Source organism: Streptomyces sp. NPDC107517, from assembly GCF_055582645.1.
This window is the reverse complement of the sequence record NZ_JBVJPM010000015.1, coordinates 77,938-96,186: the sequence shown is the minus strand read 5'-3', so window position 1 is coordinate 96,186 and position 18,249 is coordinate 77,938. Positions and strand designations below refer to the sequence as shown.

Annotated in this window: 15 protein-coding genes; 13 read left to right on the top strand and 2 right to left on the bottom strand. The window is 71.3% G+C overall.

The annotated features are described in order from the left end of the window. The first annotated feature begins 137 nt into the window (after positions 1-137). From ACZ67T_RS29950 to obgE, 5 genes are all read left to right on the top strand, one after another. Positions 138-4,031 (top strand): Rne/Rng family ribonuclease, encoded by a 3,894-nt coding sequence (locus ACZ67T_RS29950; protein ID WP_469988111.1) that lies wholly within the window; start codon positions 138-140, stop codon positions 4,029-4,031. Positions 4,032-4,249: 218 nt separating this feature from the next. After that, positions 4,250-5,602 carry a phospholipase D-like domain-containing protein gene (locus ACZ67T_RS29945; protein WP_469988110.1) on the top strand — a complete coding sequence of 451 codons (1,353 nt, stop codon included), beginning with the start codon at positions 4,250-4,252 and terminating at the stop codon, positions 5,600-5,602. A 215-nt stretch (positions 5,603-5,817) separates the two neighbouring features. Continuing rightward, positions 5,818-6,138, top strand: a complete 321-nt coding sequence (gene rplU, locus ACZ67T_RS29940; protein WP_116513007.1) for a 50S ribosomal protein L21 — start codon at positions 5,818-5,820, stop codon at positions 6,136-6,138. A gap of 14 nt (positions 6,139-6,152) precedes the next feature. Then, the gene (rpmA, locus tag ACZ67T_RS29935; RefSeq protein WP_100594223.1) at positions 6,153-6,407 is read left to right on the top strand and encodes a 50S ribosomal protein L27; all 255 of its coding nucleotides are present in this window, start codon (positions 6,153-6,155) and stop codon (positions 6,405-6,407) included. A gap of 192 nt (positions 6,408-6,599) precedes the next feature. Then, positions 6,600-8,036 (top strand): GTPase ObgE, encoded by a 1,437-nt coding sequence (gene obgE, locus ACZ67T_RS29930; protein WP_469988109.1) that lies wholly within the window; start codon positions 6,600-6,602, stop codon positions 8,034-8,036. Positions 8,037-8,264: 228 nt separating this feature from the next. On the opposite strand, the gene ACZ67T_RS29925 is transcribed toward obgE, so the two are convergent. Further along, positions 8,265-10,352 carry a hypothetical protein gene (locus ACZ67T_RS29925; protein WP_469988108.1) on the bottom strand — a complete coding sequence of 696 codons (2,088 nt, stop codon included), beginning with the start codon at positions 10,350-10,352 and terminating at the stop codon, positions 8,265-8,267. A 370-nt stretch (positions 10,353-10,722) separates the two neighbouring features. Between ACZ67T_RS29925 and proB the strand changes: the two genes are divergently transcribed. The 5 genes from proB to ACZ67T_RS29900 all read left to right on the top strand — a co-directional run bounded on the left by proB (position 10,723) and on the right by ACZ67T_RS29900 (position 15,651). Then, positions 10,723-11,829 (top strand): glutamate 5-kinase, encoded by a 1,107-nt coding sequence (proB, locus tag ACZ67T_RS29920; protein WP_469988107.1) that lies wholly within the window; start codon positions 10,723-10,725, stop codon positions 11,827-11,829. Between the two features lie 173 nt (positions 11,830-12,002). Beyond that, on the top strand, positions 12,003-12,464 hold the full coding sequence (locus tag ACZ67T_RS29915; RefSeq protein ID WP_100594227.1) for a hypothetical protein: 462 nt from the start codon (positions 12,003-12,005) through the stop codon (positions 12,462-12,464). 62 nt (positions 12,465-12,526) lie between these two features. Continuing rightward, positions 12,527-13,810 carry a glutamate-5-semialdehyde dehydrogenase gene (locus ACZ67T_RS29910; RefSeq protein WP_469988106.1) on the top strand — a complete coding sequence of 428 codons (1,284 nt, stop codon included), beginning with the start codon at positions 12,527-12,529 and terminating at the stop codon, positions 13,808-13,810. 78 nt (positions 13,811-13,888) lie between these two features. Next, a complete protein-coding gene (locus ACZ67T_RS29905; protein WP_469988105.1) occupies positions 13,889-14,476 on the top strand; it encodes an SCO2584 family spore wall biosynthesis protein in 588 nt (195 codons plus the stop codon). Between the two features lie 101 nt (positions 14,477-14,577). Then, on the top strand, positions 14,578-15,651 hold the full coding sequence (locus ACZ67T_RS29900) for an SCO2583 family membrane protein (protein WP_469988104.1): 1,074 nt from the start codon (positions 14,578-14,580) through the stop codon (positions 15,649-15,651). 12 nt (positions 15,652-15,663) lie between these two features. Here the strand turns inward: ACZ67T_RS29900 and ACZ67T_RS29895 are convergent, their stop codons facing one another. Next, a complete protein-coding gene (locus ACZ67T_RS29895; protein ID WP_469988103.1) occupies positions 15,664-16,755 on the bottom strand; it encodes a M48 family metallopeptidase in 1,092 nt (363 codons plus the stop codon). Between the two features lie 107 nt (positions 16,756-16,862). On the opposite strand from ACZ67T_RS29895, the gene ACZ67T_RS29890 reads away from it, so the two are divergent. From ACZ67T_RS29890 to nadD, 3 genes are all read left to right on the top strand, one after another. After that, a complete protein-coding gene (locus tag ACZ67T_RS29890) occupies positions 16,863-17,027 on the top strand; it encodes a hypothetical protein (RefSeq protein WP_199841791.1) in 165 nt (54 codons plus the stop codon). Positions 17,028-17,180: 153 nt separating this feature from the next. Continuing rightward, complete coding sequence (locus tag ACZ67T_RS29885) at positions 17,181-17,345, top strand: hypothetical protein (RefSeq protein WP_469988102.1); 165 nt, start codon at positions 17,181-17,183, stop codon at positions 17,343-17,345. Positions 17,346-17,570: 225 nt separating this feature from the next. Then, positions 17,571-18,233, top strand: a complete 663-nt coding sequence (gene nadD, locus ACZ67T_RS29880) for a nicotinate-nucleotide adenylyltransferase (RefSeq protein WP_469988101.1) — start codon at positions 17,571-17,573, stop codon at positions 18,231-18,233. The last annotated feature ends 16 nt before the right edge of the window (positions 18,234-18,249 follow it).

Below are 18,249 nucleotides of genomic sequence, written 5' to 3'. Positions count from 1 at the left end.
CGGAACCGGCGAGAACAGACAGAGAGCTCCCGTGCGGCGCCCGCGCCCCGGACGGCGGCACCGCGCATGAACGCGCGAGCCGCGGACGTCACCGGACCAGGCGCGGCGCCCGGGAGCCTGACGGGAGATCCACCCGCATGCTTGAGCCGACCGAACCCACTGAGACGTCGTCGTCCGGGGGAACCGACAACAACAGCCCCAGCGACACCCTGCCGCCGCGCCGCCGGCGCCGTGCGGCCTCGCGCCCCGCGGGCCCGCCCACGGGTGCCGCCGCTGACACCACCCAGGCCGTGACGGCCGCCGCCCCCGTCGCCGACGAGGCCGAAGAGACCGAGGCAAGCGCGGCCGCCGAGGCCCCCGAGCCGGAGGCCGCGCCCGCCGGGCGCACCCGCCGCCGCGCCACCCGCCGCGCCTCCGCGCCCGCCGGCGCACCCAAGACTTCCGACGCAGCCGAGAGCGCCGAGGCCGAGCCCGCTGCCGCCGCCGCGCCCGCCGTCGCCGCAGAAGAGACCGCCCCCGAGCCGGAGGCCGCGCCCGCCGGGCGCACCCGCCGCCGTGCCACGCGCCGCGTCTCCGCCCCCGCCGGCACCCCCGGGCAGGCCGAGGCTCCCGCCGTGACGGAGCCCGCCGCCGCGCCCGCGCCCGCCGTGGCCGCGGAGGAGACCCCCGCCGAGCCGGAGGCCGCCCCCGCCGGACGCGGCCGCCGCCGCGCCACGCGCCGCTCCACCGCCCCCGCCGGGACGCCCGAGCAGGCCGAGCCCGTGGCCGCCGCCGAGCCCGCCGCGGCTGAGACTCCCAAGACGGAGGCCCCCGCCAAGGCCGAGGCTCCGAAGACGGAGGCCCCCGCCGCAGCCGAGGAGGACGCCGAAGGCGGGCGCCGCCCCCGTCGCCGCGCCACCCGCAAGGCCGCGGTCGGTTTCTCCGAGCCCGCGCAGCGCTCCGCCAGGAAGTCCGCCACGCGCGCCGCCGCCGAGCCCGCCGCCGACGAGACCAAGGGCACGAAGGGCTCGCGCCGTCCCGCGCGGCCGTCCGTCGCCGTCTTCCAGGCGCCGGTCTTCGCCGAGCCGATGTTCCAGACCCCGGAGCGCGCTGCCGCCGCGGCGGCAGCCGCCGAGGCCGCTGTGGAGGAGGAGCCGGTCGAGGCCGAGGCTCCCGTCGAGACCGTGACCGTGGCCGACGTGGTCGCGGAGGAGACGCCGCGCCGTCGCCGTCGCCGTGGCCGTGCCGCTGAGGAGCAGCCCGCCGCCCAGGCCGCCGAGCCGCAGCGGCCCGCCGCCGCCGAGGAGCCCGCCGAGGCCGAGGACGCCGAGGGCGCCGACGAGGGTGACCAGGACCACGAGGACCACGACGAGCAGGGCGACCGCCCCACGCGCCGCCGCCGCCGCGGTGGCCGCCGTCGCCGTCGTGGTGACTCCGCGGACGCCGAGTCCGACGAGCACATCGAAGAAGAGGCCGAGCACACCGACGAGGCCGCCGAGCACGCCGACGAGGGCGATGAGGCCGACGAGGCCGACGAGCGCGAGGAGTCCGGCCCGTCCGGCTCCAGCAGCAGCCGTCGCCGCCGTCGCCGTCGCCGTCGCGCGGGTGACTCCTCCACCGACAGCGAGCCGGGCGACAGCGACCCCGAGCGCACGGTCGTGAAGGTCCGCGAGCCCCGCAAGCAGGAGGAGCGCGGCACCGGCGCCGACGAGGTGCAGTCCATCAAGGGCTCGACGCGTCTCGAGGCGAAGAAGCAGCGCCGCCGTGAGGGCCGCGAGCAGGGCCGCCGTCGTGTGCCGATCATCACCGAGGCCGAGTTCCTGGCCCGCCGCGAGGCCGTCGAGCGTGTGATGGTCGTCCGCCAGAGCGGCGAGCGCACCCAGATCGGCGTGCTCGAGGACGACATCCTCGTCGAGCACTACGTGAACAAGGAGCAGTCGACCTCGTACGTCGGCAACGTGTACCTGGGCAAGGTCCAGAACGTGCTGCCGTCCATGGAGGCCGCCTTCATCGACATCGGCAAGGGCCGCAACGCGGTGCTGTACGCCGGTGAGGTCAACTTCGAGGCGCTCGGCATGGCCAACGGGCCGCGCCGCATCGAGACCGCCCTCAAGTCCGGCCAGTCCGTCCTCGTGCAGGTCACGAAGGACCCGATCGGCCACAAGGGCGCCCGCCTGACCAGCCAGGTCTCGCTGCCCGGCCGCTACCTGGTCTACGTCCCCGAGGGGTCGATGACCGGCATCAGCCGCAAGCTGCCCGACACCGAGCGCGCGCGTCTGAAGACCATCCTCAAGAAGATCGTCCCCGAGGACGCGGGCGTGATCGTGCGCACCGCCGCCGAGGGCGCGAGCGAGGAGGAGCTGAGCCGCGACGTCGAGCGTCTGCAGGCCCAGTGGGAGGAGATCCAGAAGAAGTCGAAGCAGATCTCGACGAGCTCGCCGAGCCTGCTGTACGGCGAGCCGGACATGACCGTCCGTGTCGTGCGCGACATCTTCAACGAGGACTTCTCCAAGGTCATCGTCAGCGGTGACGACGCCTGGGAGACGATCCACGGCTACGTCAACCACGTGGCGCCCGACCTGTCCGACCGCCTCTCGAAGTGGACCTCCGAGGTCGACGTCTTCGCGACGTACCGGATCGACGAGCAGCTCGCCAAGGCGCTCGACCGCAAGGTCTGGCTGCCGTCCGGCGGCTCGCTGGTGATCGACAAGACCGAGGCGATGATCGTCGTCGACGTCAACACCGGCAAGTTCACCGGCCAGGGCGGCAACCTCGAAGAGACCGTGACGAGGAACAACCTCGAAGCGGCCGAGGAGATCGTGCGCCAGCTGCGCCTGCGCGACCTCGGCGGCATCGTCGTCATCGACTTCATCGACATGGTCCTGGAGTCCAACAGGGACCTGGTCCTGCGCCGGCTCCTCGAGTGCCTGGGCCGTGACCGGACCAAGCACCAGGTGGCCGAGGTCACCTCGCTGGGCCTGGTCCAGATGACCCGTAAGCGCGTGGGCCAGGGCCTCCTGGAGTCCTTCTCCGAGACCTGCGTCCACTGCAACGGCCGTGGCGTCATCGTCCACATGGAGCAGCCCACGTCCGCCGGCGGCGGCGGCAAGCGCAAGAAGCGCGGCCGTGGCGGTAACGGCGCGGAGCCCACGCACGAGCACGACCACGAGCAGGCGGCGCTGGAGACGGAGGTGGAGACCGAGGAAGAGGTCGCCGCCGAGGTCGCGGCGCCGGTCGCCCTGGCCGAGCCCGAGTTCGTGCCCGACGAGGAGCTGTACAGCAGCCCCGCCGAGGCGGAGGCCGCGGCCCGTGGTGGCCGTTCGCGCCGTCGTGCGACCCGCAGGGCGTCGGCTCCGGCCGGCGCGCCCAAGGGCGAGGCCGCCCCGAAGGAGACCGCCAAGGCGGAGGCTCCCGAGGTGGAGGCCCCGCAGTTCGAGGCCGAGCCCGTGGTGGCCGAGCCGGTCGTGGCGGAGCCCGCCCCGGTCGAGGACGCCGCTCCCAAGGGCCGTACGCGCCGTCGGGCGACCCGTAAGGCGACGGCCCCGGCCGGTTCGCCGAACGTCGCCGAGGCCGAGGTGACCGTCACGGCGCCCGCCAAGCCCGAGCCGGAGCCCGTCGTGGCCGAGGAGAAGGCCGAGCCCGAGGCGGCTGAGGCCGAGGCGCCCGTCGAGAGCGCGGCTCCGGCCCGCCCGCGTCGCCGTGCCGTCCGCAAGGCCACCGCGCCGACCGCGTCCGAGGAGACGGCCGTCACGGTCGTCCCGTCGGCCACGGAGGCGCAGGCCGAGCCGGCGCAGGCCGAGGCGGAGAAGGCCGAGCCCGAGGCCGCCGAGGAGGCGCCCGCCGCGAAGAAGGCGGCCCGTAAGACGGCCAAGAAGGCGACGGCGAAGAAGGCCGCCACCAAGAAGACCGCGGCCAAGAAGACGGCCGCGAAGAAGACGACGGCCAAGAAGGCGGCGACCAAGACCGCCGCCAAGAAGGCGACCGCGAAGAAGACCGTGGCGGCCGAGCAGCAGGCTCAGCCGTCCGTCTCCGCCGCGGCCGACGAGGCCTGAGCAACGCGGTAGAGCCGGATCCGACGCCCCCGTTCCGCACCTGCGGCACGGGGGCGTCGCCGTGTCACAGGTCACGTCACAGCACTGAGCCGCACCCTGCCTCTTGGAGGCCGGCCAACTACCTGTAAAACTCATGGAGTCACACGAGTGAACAAGAACAGTCACGCGACCGCGCGTTGGGGAGAACACGCGGCCCGTGGAACAGGGGAGGGGTACCAATGGCGCACGCGCGCCTGAGAGGCACGGGCCGTCACCGTGCCGTCAAGCCGGTCAAGGGAGCCAGACAGGCCGTGGCGCTCGCCACGGTGCTCTCGGCGGCCGGGATCCAGGCCACCGCGTCCACGGGAACCGCCGCCGCGGACACCCCGACGTGGACCGAGGGGCCGATCTTCAACGACCCGCACGGCACGACGGACCAGCAGTACGCGATCCGCACCAGGCTGATCCAGCTGACGAACGCGGCGCTGCCCGGTTCGGTGATCAAGGTCGCGGTCTACCACGTGTGGGAGCAGTCGGTCGTCGACGCGCTCGTCGCGGCCAAGAACCGCGGCGTCAACGTGCAGATGCTGCTCGACGAGTCCAGCGTCAGCGACCGCCCCACCAACACGTCGTACGCCCAGTTGAAGACGGCTCTGGGCACCACCAGGACGAGCCCGTCCTTCGTGACGCTCTGCCCGGCGCACAAGTCCTGCCTGGGCGACCCCAAGTACGGCCAGTCGATCATGCACAACAAGTTCTGGCTGTTCTCCGCGGTCGAGGGCGCCACGAACGTCGTCGTGCAGACCACGTCGAACTCGACGCCGTCGGCGCACACGAAGTTCTACAACGACGCGCTGATGCTGCCGAACAACGGCGTCATGTACGAGGCGTACTCGGACTACTTCACGGACATGATCGGCAAGAGCTGGTCGACGTGGGACTACCGCACCGTCAGCAACGGCCTGTACAAGGCGTACTTCTTCCCGCGGGCCGGCACGGTCAACGAGTCCGACACGATGTACTCGGTCCTCAACAACGTCGCGTGCTCCTACAAGGACCCGGTGACCGGGGCCGCGAAGAAGACCGTCGTCCGGGCCGCGATCTTCAAGGTCACCCGCAAGCAGATCGCCGACAAGCTGGTCTCGCTGAAGAAGCAGGGCTGCACCGTCAGCCTCATGTACGCGGAGACCGACAGCGCCAAGAGCCTGGGCGGCACCAAGGGGACGTGGGAGGCGCTGCATGCCAGCGGCGGGCCCTCGCTGCGCTGTCTCAACGACGACCGTGACCCGCTGAACCCCGGCAAGAAGCTCACGACGCCGTACATCATCCACTCGAAGTACCTGCTGGTGGACGGCATGTACGACGGCAAGCGGAACAAGGTCACCTTCACCGGGTCGCAGAACTACACGGGCCCCGCGCTGCGCGAGAACGACGAGGCGATCGTCAAGGTCGACGACGACTCCGTGCACGACGCCTACCGCGACCACTTCAACCGCGTGTGGAACGTCGCCTGGCCCGGCACGTCCGACGCCACGGACCTGTGCAAGGGCGTGAAGCCGCTGCCGCAGGACGGTGAGAAGCCGCCCGCGTAGCCCGCGCGCACCCGGCGGAAGGGGGCTGGTTTGACCCTTTCGGCGGGTGACCCGTAACCTTGACCGTCGGCGTCTGTTGAGCGCCACGCCTCTGAGCACCTCACCTCTCGGTCCGCCGGGGGAGGCCGCTCGTCCAATCCGGAACATCACGAGCCCTCGGGCGCGTGTGAGCGGCTGGCTTCAGGGGTTTCGTTCCGAGCGAAAGAGAGATCCGCGTGTACGCCATCGTGCGCAGCGGTGGTCGCCAGCACAAGGTTGCTGTCGACGACATCGTTGAGGTTGACAAGATTTCCACTGCCAAGGTTGGCGACACCGTAGAGCTCTCTACGCTGCTCGTTGTCGACGGCGACGCTGTGACCAGTGACCCGTGGGTGCTGGCCGGCATCAAGGTGCAGGCCGAGGTCGTGGACCACCACAAGGGTGCCAAGATCGACATCCTTCGCTACAAGAACAAGACCGGCTACCGCCGTCGTCAGGGTCACCGTCAGCAGTACACGGCGATCAAGATCACCGGCATCCCCGCGGCTGCGAAGTAAGGGACTGAGACAAGATGGCACACAAGAAGGGCGCATCGTCCACTCGGAACGGGCGCGATTCCAATGCTCAGCGGCTCGGTGTGAAGCGCTTCGGCGGTCAGACCGTCAACGCCGGTGAGATCCTGGTCCGCCAGCGCGGCACCCACTTCCACCCCGGCACGGGCGTCGGTCGCGGTGGCGACGACACCCTGTTCGCGCTGAACGCCGGTGCGGTGGAGTTCGGTACGCACCGCGGCCGCAAGGTCGTGAACATCGTTCCGGTCGCCTGAAACCCCTAGTTCCTAGGACTCAGGCTCCGTAGAGCGTTTTCGCGAGGGCGGACCTTGCTTGCCCGGCCAGAAGCTTCGGCTTCCGGATCGGGAAGCAGGTCCGCCCTTCGCGTGTTTCCAATAGACGCAGAGCAAAGACATTTCGTACTCCTCCGGCCTTTCGCCGGGGGAACCCCCAGGAGGCACTGAACCATGACCACCTTCGTGGACCGCGTCGAACTGCATGTCGCCGCGGGTAACGGAGGCCACGGCTGTGCCTCCGTTCACCGTGAGAAGTTCAAGCCGCTCGGCGGCCCGGACGGCGGCAACGGCGGCCGTGGCGGCGACGTCATCCTGGTCGTGGACCAAGGCGTGACGACGCTCCTCGACTACCACCACTCGCCCCACCGCAAGGCCACGAACGGCAAGCCGGGCGAGGGCGGGAACCGCTCCGGCAAGGACGGCCAGGACCTCGTCCTGCCCGTGCCGGACGGCACCGTCATCCTCGACAAGGCGGGCAACGTGCTGGCCGACCTGGTCGGCCAGGGCACGACGTACGTCGCCGCCCAGGGCGGCCGCGGCGGCCTCGGCAACGCGGCGCTGGCCTCGACCCGCCGCAAGGCGCCCGGCTTCGCGCTCCTCGGTGTGCCCGGCGACCTCCAGGACATCGTCCTCGAGCTCAAGACGGTCGCGGACATCGCGCTCGTCGGCTACCCGAGCGCCGGAAAGTCGTCCCTCATCTCGGTCCTGTCGGCCGCGAAGCCGAAGATCGCCGACTACCCCTTCACGACGCTCGTCCCGAACCTCGGCGTGGTGACGGCCGGCTCGACCGTCTACACCATCGCCGACGTGCCGGGCCTCATCCCGGGCGCCAGCCAGGGCAAGGGCCTCGGCCTGGAGTTCCTGCGCCATGTCGAGCGCTGCTCGGTCCTGGTCCACGTACTCGACACGGCCACCCTCGAATCGGAGCGTGACCCGGTCTCCGACCTCGACATCATCGAGGAGGAGCTCAAGCAGTACGGCGGCCTCGACGACCGCCCGCGCCTCGTCGTCCTCAACAAGATCGACGTGCCCGACGGCCAGGACCTCGCGGACCTGGTCCGCCCCGACCTGGAGGCCCGCGGGTACCGGGTCTACGAGGTGTCGGCCGTGGCCCACAAGGGCCTCAAGGAGCTGTCCTTCGCCCTCGCGGAGATGGTCGCCTCGGCGCGTGCCGCCAAGCCCAAGGAGGAGGCGACCCGCATCGTCATCCGTCCGAAGGCGGTCGACGACTCGGGCTTCACGGTCACGCAGGAGGAGGACGGCCTCTTCCGCGTGCGCGGCGAGAAGCCGGAGCGCTGGGTGCGCCAGACCGACTTCAACAACGACGAGGCCGTCGGCTACCTCGCCGACCGCCTCAACCGCCTCGGCGTCGAGGATGCCCTGCTGAAGGCCGGCGCGGTCGCGGGCGACGGCGTGGCCATCGGCCCCGAGGACAACGCGGTCGTCTTCGACTGGGAGCCCACGGTCATGGCGGGCGCCGAGATGCTCGGCCGCCGAGGCGAGGACCACCGCATGGAGGAGCCCCGCCCCGCTGCCCAGCGCCGCCGCGAGAAGCAGGCGGAGCGGGACGACGCGGAGCAGGAGTACGACGAGTTCAAGCCGTTCTAGGCCGTCGGGCGGTGCGCCGGGCCGACGGGCGAGTCCGGCGCGGCTGCCCCGAGGCCCGGGAGGCCGCTTGCGGCCGAGCGGTGTGAGGGCTGCCGTGGGGTGGTTCAGCCCACCGCATGGAGGAGCTCCGCATCGCTGAGCGCCGCCGCCGGGAACAGCTGAGCACGGGGAAGGCCCCCGGGAGGATCTCCCGGGGGCCTTCCCCGTGCTCAGCCTGCGCGCGGAGCGCTACGCGGTGACCGTGTCGCCCGACTCCGACTCCGATTCCAGAGTCTCGGCGAACTCGTCGGCCGTGTCCGTGTCGCGCTGGCCGGGGATCTCCGCCGCGAGGCGGGACTCCATGCGCACACGTCGCTCGTCGGCCCGGGCGCACAGCGCGCGCACCGCGTCGTTGAAGCGGTCCAGGGACGGCGGGTCCGAGGGGCCCAGGAGGTGCTCCTTGAGCTCCGCGCGGGCCTCCGCGTGGGAATCCGTCTCCGGGGCGCGTACGGCCGCGAGAAGCGCCGGTACCTCCGTTGCCGCGGGCGTCAGGATCGTCGCCGCGCTGACCGTCGGGAATCCGGCGCGGAAATCGCCCTCGGTCATGCCGGAGGTGTTCGCGACGGCGTACGGCTTCTCGCTCGTCAGCCAGTCCGAGACGACCGAGGAGACGTCGCTGATGAGGACGTCGGCCTGGTTGAAGCAGGTGAAGATCGCCGGGCGGGCGTCCGTGATGACCAGGTGCTCCCACTCCGGGAAGGACGCCCAGTACGCGGCCTCCCACGCGGCGGTCGCCTCGGCGACAGCGGCCTGCCGGTCCCCGTCGGGCGTGCCCTGGAGCAGCATGCGCTCCATCTCGTCCGCGCTGGAGCGGAACGCGGTCGACGTCAGCTTGTCCAGCTCCGCCGCGCGGCGCACCAGCTCGGCGGCGGCCTCGGGGCCGGGCCGCGCGCCGGAGCGCTTCGCGGCCGCCTCGCGGACCATCGCCTTGATGCGCTCGTTCGCGGCGCCCGCGCGCGGGTCGACCGAGCCGGTCATCGGGTGCGGCTTGTAGAGGAGACGCACGGAGTCATCGGCGAGCAGGTGCTTGACGATGTTCTCGCCGGCGAGAACCACCGACGTGTTGCCCGGGTTGCCGTCCCAGCCCTCCCACGTGGGGGCGTAGAGGACCGTCGTGTACGTGCCCTGCGGCGCGCCGGTGGAGCGCTTGATGGGCGACAGCTGCGGGCGGCCCACCTCCACGACGTCCTTGTCCTCGACGCCGATGTCGGCGAGCTGGTAGCGCTCGCGGGCCGCGGGCCCGGCCACCCACACCTCGTCGTACGCCTTCGCGTACGGGTTGCAGGAGGACAGCTTGTCGCTCTCGCCGTGGTTGATGAACGCGTGCTTGATCGTCGGGATGCGCAGGACCTGGGAGGTCTTCGCGGCGTTCGCGGGGTGCAGCACCATCTTCAGCGTCGAGTTCTCCAGGGAGAACATCGTGGCGACCTTCGGGAAGCAGATGATCGGCACGTCGGTCGCGTCGATCTTCTGGACCATGAACCGCTCGCGCAGCACGATCAGCGGCTTGCCGTCCACCTCGGAGAGCGTGGAGAGCCACATGTTCGCCTGGTAAGCGGACGACGTGCCGCCCGAGAAGTACATCGCGACGGTCGGCTTGTAGTCGGCCAGCCAGCGGTCGAGCCAGGCCATGACCTTCTGCTCGCTCAGGGCGCGCTTCTTCGGGAGCAGCCAGGTCGCGAGATAGGCCGTGCCGCCGCCGAGCAGCACGATCGAGACACCGAGGCCGATGACGCCCCAGAGCGCGTCGGTGGTGGCCGCCGTGATCAGCAGGCCGACGGTGCCGGGGGCGGCGAAGCCGAGCAGGCGGTGACCCTGGCGGCGGGCCAGGATGCGCGGCGGGGCCGCGGACAGCCGCAGCTCCGACGCGTCGATGTTCCGCGTCACGATGGGCAGCGCGCGCGTGCGGCGCACCAGGACGGCCACGGCCTGGCACACGAAGTGCAGGGCGTAGAAGCCGAGCAGCGCGATGGTGAGGGAGGACTGCTCGGCCAGCGGCTCGATGCCGTCGATGCGCAGGAGCCCGACCAGGATCAGCATGTCGCGCAGCAGCTGCCGGACGGTGACATCGAAGCGGATCTTGCCGAGGAGGGAGAGCAGGCCGGGCTGCTTGTACTGGAGATACGTGTCGAGCGCGAGACCTGCGGCGCTCGCGGCGACAAACACCGGGACGTACGGGATCAGCGCGCTGACGAGCTGGGCCGTGTAGAGCGCGAACATCGCGAAGAGCGCTGAGAGCTGCACGACGCGGCGGGAGGCAAGGCCGGCGGAGGGCACTGGGCGGGGCTCCTGGCAGGGGGGATCGGATGGCGGGGGGAAGAGATGTGCGGGGGTGCGCGGCATTCTTCGACGAAGGCCGACCACTGACCGTATGACTTTCGCGCCCTCGCTAGCAATCCTTCGTGACAGCAATCACCGGATAAAGGGGCAAAGGCCCCAGCGGGCTCGGGGCGACGATTCCTTCCGCGGCCTTCGGCGGAATTCCTCTGGCGTGAGCCTGCCGTCCGCCCCTCGGAACCCGGAGGCGCCGCGCCGTACCGCTCACGTAGATTGCAGAACCAGGGCCGTGGCCGCGACGAGGCCCATGGCCGGTCAGTACTGATGGGGAACGCACGTGTCAGCGGCAGGGCAGGACATGAGGCAGGGCGTGGCGGAAGCCCGCAGGATCGTGGTCAAGGTCGGATCCTCCTCGCTCACCACCGCCGAGGGCGGCCTCGACGCCGACCGGGTCGACGCCCTCGTCGACGTGCTCGCCAAGTCCCGCAGCGGCGGCGAGAAGGAGATCGTGCTCGTCTCGTCCGGCGCCATCGCCGCCGGGCTCGCCCCGCTCGGCCTGCGCCGCCGCCCCAAGGACCTCGCCCGCCAGCAGGCGGCCGCCAGCGTCGGTCAGGGCCTGTTGGTGGCCCGCTACACCGCCTCCTTCGCGCGCTACGGCGTCCGCGTCGGCCAGGTCCTGCTCACCAGCGACGACATGGCCCGCCGAGCCCACCACCGCAACGCGTCGCGCACCCTCGACCAGCTCCTCGCGATGGGCGCGCTGCCCGTCGTGAACGAGAACGACACCGTGGCGACGGACGAGATCCGCTTCGGCGACAACGACCGGCTCGCCGCCCTCGTCGCCCACCTCGTCCACGCCGACCTCCTCGTCCTCCTCTCGGACGTCGACGGCCTCTACGACGGCGACCCGGCCGAGCCCGGCAGCTCGCGGATCTCCGAGGTCCGCGGCCCCGCCGACATCGCGCACGTCAAGATCGGCAGCGCGGGCAAGGCGGGCGTCGGCACCGGCGGCATGGTCACCAAGGTCGAGGCGGCCGGGATCGCCGCCGCCGCGGGCATCCCCGTCGTCCTCACCAGCGCGGTGCACGCCGCCGACGCGCTCGCCGCCCGCGACACCGGCACGTACTTCCACCGCACGGGCCGGCGCAGCGCCGACCGCCTCCTGTGGCTCCAGCACGCCTCCACCCCGCAGGGCGCGCTCGCGCTCGACGACGGGGCGGTCAAGGCCGTGGTCGAGGGCCGCAAGTCGCTCCTTCCCGCGGGCATCGCGGCCGTCGAGGGCGAGTTCGCCGCGGGCGACCCCGTCGAGCTGCGCGACACCGCGGGGCGGGCGATCGCGCGCGGCCTGGTGAACTTCGACGCCAAGGAGATCCCTCAGCTCATCGGCCGCTCCACCCGCGAGCTGGCCCGTGAGCTCGGGCCCGCGTACGAGCGTGAGGTCGTCCACCGGGACGATCTGGTGCTGCTGCACCCCTGACCGCCCGGCGAACTCGTGAAGATCCGGCGCCCACACCGGGCGTAAACCGTGTAGACGGCCGAAAGCCGGGCCTCCCGCGGGGGACCTTCCCCAAAACCGCCCCACGAGGGCGCTTGGCCTGCTCAACTTTGGTGCAGGAAGTTCCGCACGACCATTGCGCAAAGGAGGCCGTCGTGAGACGAGCGCGCCCGGGGGCGACGTCCCGAGGGTCGGCGGAGCGGGCACTGACCAGCGTCGCGGCCGGCGAGTCGTACCAGGGCAGCGGGCAGGAGGAGAGCGCCGTGACGGAGGAAGGCCCCCGCCTCTGGCATGTCACTCTCAGCGTCTCCGGCGCCGACGCGCCCCTCGCCGAGGTCCGGCGGGGACTCGAACAACTGGCGCACGACCACCCCTTTCTGCTGACGAGCCGGTACGCCGTCGACCACGCCGAGATCCGCTACTGGGAAGAGGCCCGCGATCTGCACGACGCGGCCGCCGTGGCGCTGCGCCTGTGGGGCGAGCACCGCCAGAGTTCCCAGCTCCCGCCGTGGGAGATCGTCGGCCTCGAGGTCATCGACCGTGACACGTACCACCAGCGCATAGCCGAGGGCTACGGGCCCCTGCCGGCCACCCCGGTCGGCGTACACCCGTTTTAGGTCACATCTCAGGGTTCGGAACAGCCGCCGGACGGCCGCGCCGCGCGCATTACCCTGCCGATATGACCTCGCTCTCGCCGTACGACTCGATGACCCCCGTCACCCAGGCCGCCTACCGCGCCCGGTCCGCGGCCGGAGTGATCGCCCCGCTGCCGCGGGCCGCGAAGGACGACGCCCTCGCCGCGATCGCCGACGCCCTCGAAGTGCGCACGGCCGAGATCGTCGAGGCGAACGCCAAGGACATCGCCCGCGCCCGCGAGGCCGGCACCAGCGAGTCCGTCATCGACCGCCTCACGCTCACGCCCGAGCGGGTCCGCGCCATCGCCGCCGACGTGCGCGACGTCGTCGCCCTGCCCGACCCGGTCGGCACGGTCGTGCGCGGCAACACCCTCCCGAACGGCATCGACCTGCGCCAGGTCCGCGTCCCGCTCGGCGTCGTCGGCATCATCTACGAGGCCCGCCCGAACGTGACCGTGGACGCCGCCGCCCTCTGCCTCAAGTCGGGCAACGCCGTTCTCCTGCGCGGAAGTTCGTCCGCGTACGAGTCCAACACCGCCCTCGTGCGGGTGCTGCGCGACGCGGTCGGCGGCTCCGGGCTGCCCGCCGACGCCATCCAGCTCGTGCCCGGGGAGAGCCGCGACTCCGTCAACGAGCTGATGCGGGCGCGCGGCCTGGTCGACGTCCTCATCCCGCGCGGCGGCGCCTCCCTCATCAAGAACGTCGTCGAGAACTCGATCGTCCCCGTCATCGAGACCGGCACCGGCAACTGCCACGTCTACGTCGACGCCCACGCGGACCTCGACATGGCCGTCGACATCCTGATCAACTCCAAGGCGCAGCGCCCCAGCGTCTGCAACGCCGCCGAGACCCTCCTCGTCCACCGGGACATCGCCGACGCCTTCGTGCCCCGCGCCCTTGCGGCCCTCGCCGAGGCCGGCGTCACCGTGCACGCCGACGAGCGCGTCCTCGCGTACGCCGAGGGCTCCAAGGCCACCGTCGTCGAGGCGACCCCCGAGGACTGGGAGACCGAGTACCTCTCGTACGACATCGCGGCCGCCGTCGTGCACTCCCTGGACGCCGCCGTGGAGCACATCCGCCTCTGGTCCTCCGGCCACACCGAGGCCATCGTCACCACCTCGCAGCAGGCGGCCCGCCGCTTCACCCAACTGGTCGACTCCACCACGGTCGCCGTGAACGCCTCGACGCGCTTCACCGACGGCGGTCAGTTCGGCTTCGGCGCCGAGATCGGCATCTCCACCCAGAAGCTCCACGCCCGGGGCCCCATGGGCCTTCCGGAGCTCACGAGCACCAAGTACATCGTCACCGGCGACGGCCACACCCGGTAGCCGCGGGCATGCGGACGGGAACAAAGGGAATTCCCGCACCGACTGCCCAAAACGACCCCCCAGGTCTACTCTGGACGCGTGCCGGAGGACGTGGGGGGCACGCCGTTCCCTGACGGCTGGGAGCCCGACGACGACCGCGACCGCGGGGGTGCGGACGAAGAGTTCGCCTCCGTGGTCTTCGACGAGGCCTTCGTGAAGGCCGCCGAGGTCCATGAACCCACCGCGGTCGAGCGACTGCTCGCCGCGGCGCAGGCGCGCGCCGAGGCCCAGGAAGCCGAGGCGCGAAGGGCCCGCACGCGTGGCTCCGCGGTCGACGACGACCTCTACGACGACGGGTACGGCCCCGACCCGCGAGGCGGCTACGCCCACGGCCCGGACGTGGACGACCTCTACGACCCCGATGTCGACGAGGACGGCTACCCGCGCCCCGGCACCGCGAAGGTGCGCTGGCGCCGCCCCGTCGCCTGGCTGCTCGCCCTCGTCATGGGCATCGGGATGGTCGCGCTCGCCTTCACCGCCGTCTACCGCGGCGCCTCGTCGGGCGGCCGCCAGGACCGGGTCCCGCCGCCCGCGACGACCGAGCTGGAGAAGGGCTTCCCGACCGCCCCCAGCGCCTCGGCCGACTACTCCCAGCCACCGGTCCCCGCGACCCCGCGGACCCCCTGACCACGCACGGGTACACCCTGTGAGCACAGGGTTGAGAACCTGTCGGAAGTTGTCGTGTACCAGGGCGTTTACCGGACCCCCGGCAGACCTACCCTGAAGGTATGGGCGAGCCAGGAGACCCACCGGAGGGGACCCCCGAGAGCGCTCCCGGCGGTGGTGGTGAGGACGAGTACCGATCCGTCGTCTTCGACGAGTCGTTCATCCGCGCTGCCCGGCTCCAGGAGTTCTCCGCGCAGGAGCGCATCACCGACCACGCGCCCGCCGTACGCCGGCGCCCCGGACTGCGCCGCGGCTTCACCCGGCAGGCCGTCCTCCTCGTCATCCTGATCGTTGTCGCGTTCGGCGCCGCGATCTACATGGGCGTACGCAACCCGTACCAGAGCCCCGCCACCGCCCGCCGGCCCGAACCGCTGCGCATGACCGTCATCCCGCTCTCGCCGCAGGGCAAGGTGCCCGGCGCCGTCTCGGTGTCCCAGCTCTACAAGCACAGCCCCGCCGCCGAGTTCAGGACGGCCGCCGAAGGCATCAACCTGCCCCCGGAGCAGCACACTTCGCACTTCTCCGAGAGCCAGGTCTACGCCGCCCTGACCACGGCCAAGGACTATCTCGTCGAGTCCTCCCTCGACCCCGACGTGCTCACCGGGAAGGCCGTGCGGCCCGTGCGGATCCTGCTCGACCCGCAGCAGCTCGACCAGTTCGACCGGAGCTTCGACCGGCCCGCCGCCGACGGACGGCACGAGGCGACCGGCTGGCTCGTCCGCTTCGACCCGAAGCAGGCCGAGCTCGCCGACACCGGGATCCGCGTCCAGGGCACCCTGCGCGCCACGGAGTCCGACGCGGACACCCTCGAGGTCGTCTCCGACCACACCTTCGTCTACGCGCTGCGCCCGGCCGGCGCCGGTTCCGACGCGAAGGCGTCCCTGTTCACCGTCCGCCGCGAGCTGCACTTCCGCTTCGACCGTGACGACCTGCGCATGCACCAGGCCGAGGTGCTCGTCAGTTACACGCAGGCCGGGCCGCTGTCCTGCTCCGTCGACTCGGCCGCCCGTCTGCACCCGCTGCTCGCGGGGCAGGCACCGAAGGAGGGCGGCCCGGCCGGCACCGACCCGTACGACACGGGCGGCACCGCCTCGCTGTGCGGTGCTCTCGCGCCGGGCGCCCAGCCGTCGCTCTGAGCCCCGCGGAATCTACTCGCCGTCCTCCGGCGTCCCGTGGTTGCCCGTGTTCGCGCCGCCGTTGCCGCCGCCGCCGAACTTCCCGCGCAGCTTGCCGCCCAGGTCGCCCGCGCCGCCCGCGATGTCCGAGACCAGCTTCATCAGCGGGTCCTTGGAGTTGCGCACGTTGTCCGCGTAGTGCGAGGCCGACTGGCGGAACGAGTCGGTGACCGAGGTGTCCTTGTCCTCGGTGCGGCGCGGGTAGTGACCGTCCATGATCCGCTGGTAGTCGCGGGTCGCGGCCCACTTCTTCAGCTCGGCCGCGCGGACCGTGGTGAAGGGGTGCGTACGCGGCAGCACATTGAGGATCTTCAGTACGGAGTCGCGCAGGTCGCCCCCGGCCTCGTACTCCTCGGCCTGCTTGAGGAACGCGTCCACGTTCATCTCGTGCAGATGGTTGCCGCCCGCGATCTTCATCAGGCCGCGCATCGACGCGTTGAGGTCCTGGCCGACCAGCAGACCGGCGCGGTCCGCCGACAGCTCCGACTTGCGGAACCACTCGCGCAGCGCGGTGACGATCGTCATGATCGCGAGGTTGCCGAGCGGGATCCACGCGACGCGGAGTGCCAGGCTGGTCAGGAACAGCAGTATCGTCCGGTAGACCGAGTGGCCGGACAGCGCGTGGCCCACCTCGTGGCCGACGACCGCCCGCATCTCCTCCTCGTCGAGCAGCTCCACCAGGCCGGTCGTGACGACGATGATCGGCTCGTCCAGGCCGATGCACATCGCGTTCGGCTGGGGGTCCTGGTTGACGTACATCGGCGGGACCTTCTCCAGGTCCAGGATGTAACAGGCGTCCCGCAGCATGTCGTTGAGGTGCGCGAACTGGTCGTCGGAGACCCGGACCGAGTCCGACAGGAACAGCAGGCGCAGACTGCGCTCGGGCAGCAGCCCGCTGAGCGCCTTGAACACCGTGTCGAAACCGGTGAGCTTGCGCAGCGCCACCAGGGCCGAACGGTCCGCCGGGTGTTCGTACGCCCGGGAGGAGATCCCCTCGAAGCGCCGCCGCTGCCTGCTCGGTACGTGCTCTCGCCGGCCGTCGTTGCCGTCGTTGACGTCGGGCATGCGTCCCCCATGTTCGTGTGCCGTCGTGTTCGGTCGTGCCCCCGAGGAGGTCTCCACAGTAGGCGGAGATACCGTGTCGGGGCAGCACACTGAAGGAGCGAAACGCCATGGAGCACACACCCGACGCAGCCTGGCTCACCCAGGCGGTCAGCGCCGCAGCCTCCGACCAGCAGGGCGCGGGCAATCTGCTGCGCATCGTCATCGTCGTGGGCTTCCTCGGCAGCGTGTTCCTGGGCTGGTTCCTGCTGCGCGGCTACAAGCGCGACGACTGACACGGCTGCGGGACGGGCGCGCATACGGCAGAGTCGGCGTGATCGCCGAGGACACCCCCGCATACGATGAGCGGGAAGTCTTTATCCAGACCTCATGTCACCACCCAGATCCCGACTCCCCATCCCGTCTCACCCGGATAGGTCCTGCTGACGATGAGCCTCCACAGCACCGCTGCCCAGCTGGCCACCCTCGCCGCCGAGGGCGGCGAGAACGGCGGCAACCACCCGAGCCTCAGCCCCTACCTCACCGGCGGCGGCGCCCTGTTCCTGCTGCTGCTGATGCTGTGGATCGTCACCCGCTTCAACCGGGACCGCTGACGTGCAAAAGCGCCGTCTGTGGGGATGAAGCCCCGAGGCTTCATCCCCACAGACGGCGCTGTTCGTGCTGCCCAGTAGGCTCTGCACGCGTGACTTCTCCACTCCTTTGGGGAGCGGCTTCTCACTCGGCTCGGGAAGAGCCTCATGACGGCCAAGCCCTGACCGTTGCCCGAAGGCGAAAGCTCAATCTACTACCCTGTCCGGCGCACGGGGAGGGAATTCGGAATGGGACAGCACGACATGGTGACAAATCCGGTCAACGGCCCGGCCGGCGGCCCGGACCGGGCCCGGATCAGCACCGCCAAGCGGCGTCTCGGCGTCATGGGCGGAACGTTTGACCCGATCCACCACGGACACCTGGTGGCGGCCAGCGAGGTCGCCGCGCAGTTCCACCTCGACGAGGTCGTGTTCGTACCCACCGGGCAGCCGTGGCAGAAGACGGACCGGAACGTCACTCCGGCCGAGGACCGTTATCTGATGACGGTCATCGCGACCGCCGAGAACCCGCAGTTCTCGGTGAGCCGTATCGACATCGACCGCGGTGGGCCGACGTACACCACGGACACGCTGCGCGATCTGCGCGCGCTCAATCCGGACTCGGACCTCTTCTTCATCACCGGCGCCGACGCCCTGGGCCAGATCCTCACCTGGCGGTACACGGAAGAACTGTTCTCCCTGGCGCACTTCATCGGGGTCACCCGGCCGGGCCACCCGCTGACCGACCCCGGTCTACCGGAAGGCGGTGTCTCGCTCGTCGAGGTGCCGGCCCTCGCCATCTCGTCCACGGACTGCCGTGCGAGGGTCGCCAAGGGTGCCCCCGTCTGGTACATGGTCCCGGACGGTGTGGTGCGCTACATCGACAAGCGCGAGCTGTACCGCGGCGAGTGAGCCGAGAGGGGCACCG

Excerpts from the sequence above, each read along its gene's own strand:
- ACZ67T_RS29950 (WP_469988111.1), top strand. The coding sequence starts at position 138 with ATGCTTGAGCCGACCGAACCCACTGAGACGTCGTCGTCCGGGGGAACC.
- ACZ67T_RS29945 (WP_469988110.1), top strand. The coding sequence starts at position 4,250 with ATGGCGCACGCGCGCCTGAGAGGCACGGGCCGTCACCGTGCCGTCAAG.
- rpmA (WP_100594223.1), top strand. The coding sequence starts at position 6,153 with ATGGCACACAAGAAGGGCGCATCGTCCACTCGGAACGGGCGCGATTCC.
- obgE (WP_469988109.1), top strand. The coding sequence starts at position 6,600 with ATGACCACCTTCGTGGACCGCGTCGAACTGCATGTCGCCGCGGGTAAC.
- ACZ67T_RS29910 (WP_469988106.1), top strand. The coding sequence starts at position 12,527 with ATGACCTCGCTCTCGCCGTACGACTCGATGACCCCCGTCACCCAGGCC.
- ACZ67T_RS29900 (WP_469988104.1), top strand. The coding sequence starts at position 14,578 with ATGGGCGAGCCAGGAGACCCACCGGAGGGGACCCCCGAGAGCGCTCCC.
- ACZ67T_RS29895 (WP_469988103.1), bottom strand. The coding sequence starts at position 16,755 with ATGCCCGACGTCAACGACGGCAACGACGGCCGGCGAGAGCACGTACCG.
- ACZ67T_RS29890 (WP_199841791.1), top strand. The coding sequence starts at position 16,863 with ATGGAGCACACACCCGACGCAGCCTGGCTCACCCAGGCGGTCAGCGCC.
- ACZ67T_RS29885 (WP_469988102.1), top strand. The coding sequence starts at position 17,181 with ATGAGCCTCCACAGCACCGCTGCCCAGCTGGCCACCCTCGCCGCCGAG.
- nadD (WP_469988101.1), top strand. The coding sequence starts at position 17,571 with ATGGGACAGCACGACATGGTGACAAATCCGGTCAACGGCCCGGCCGGC.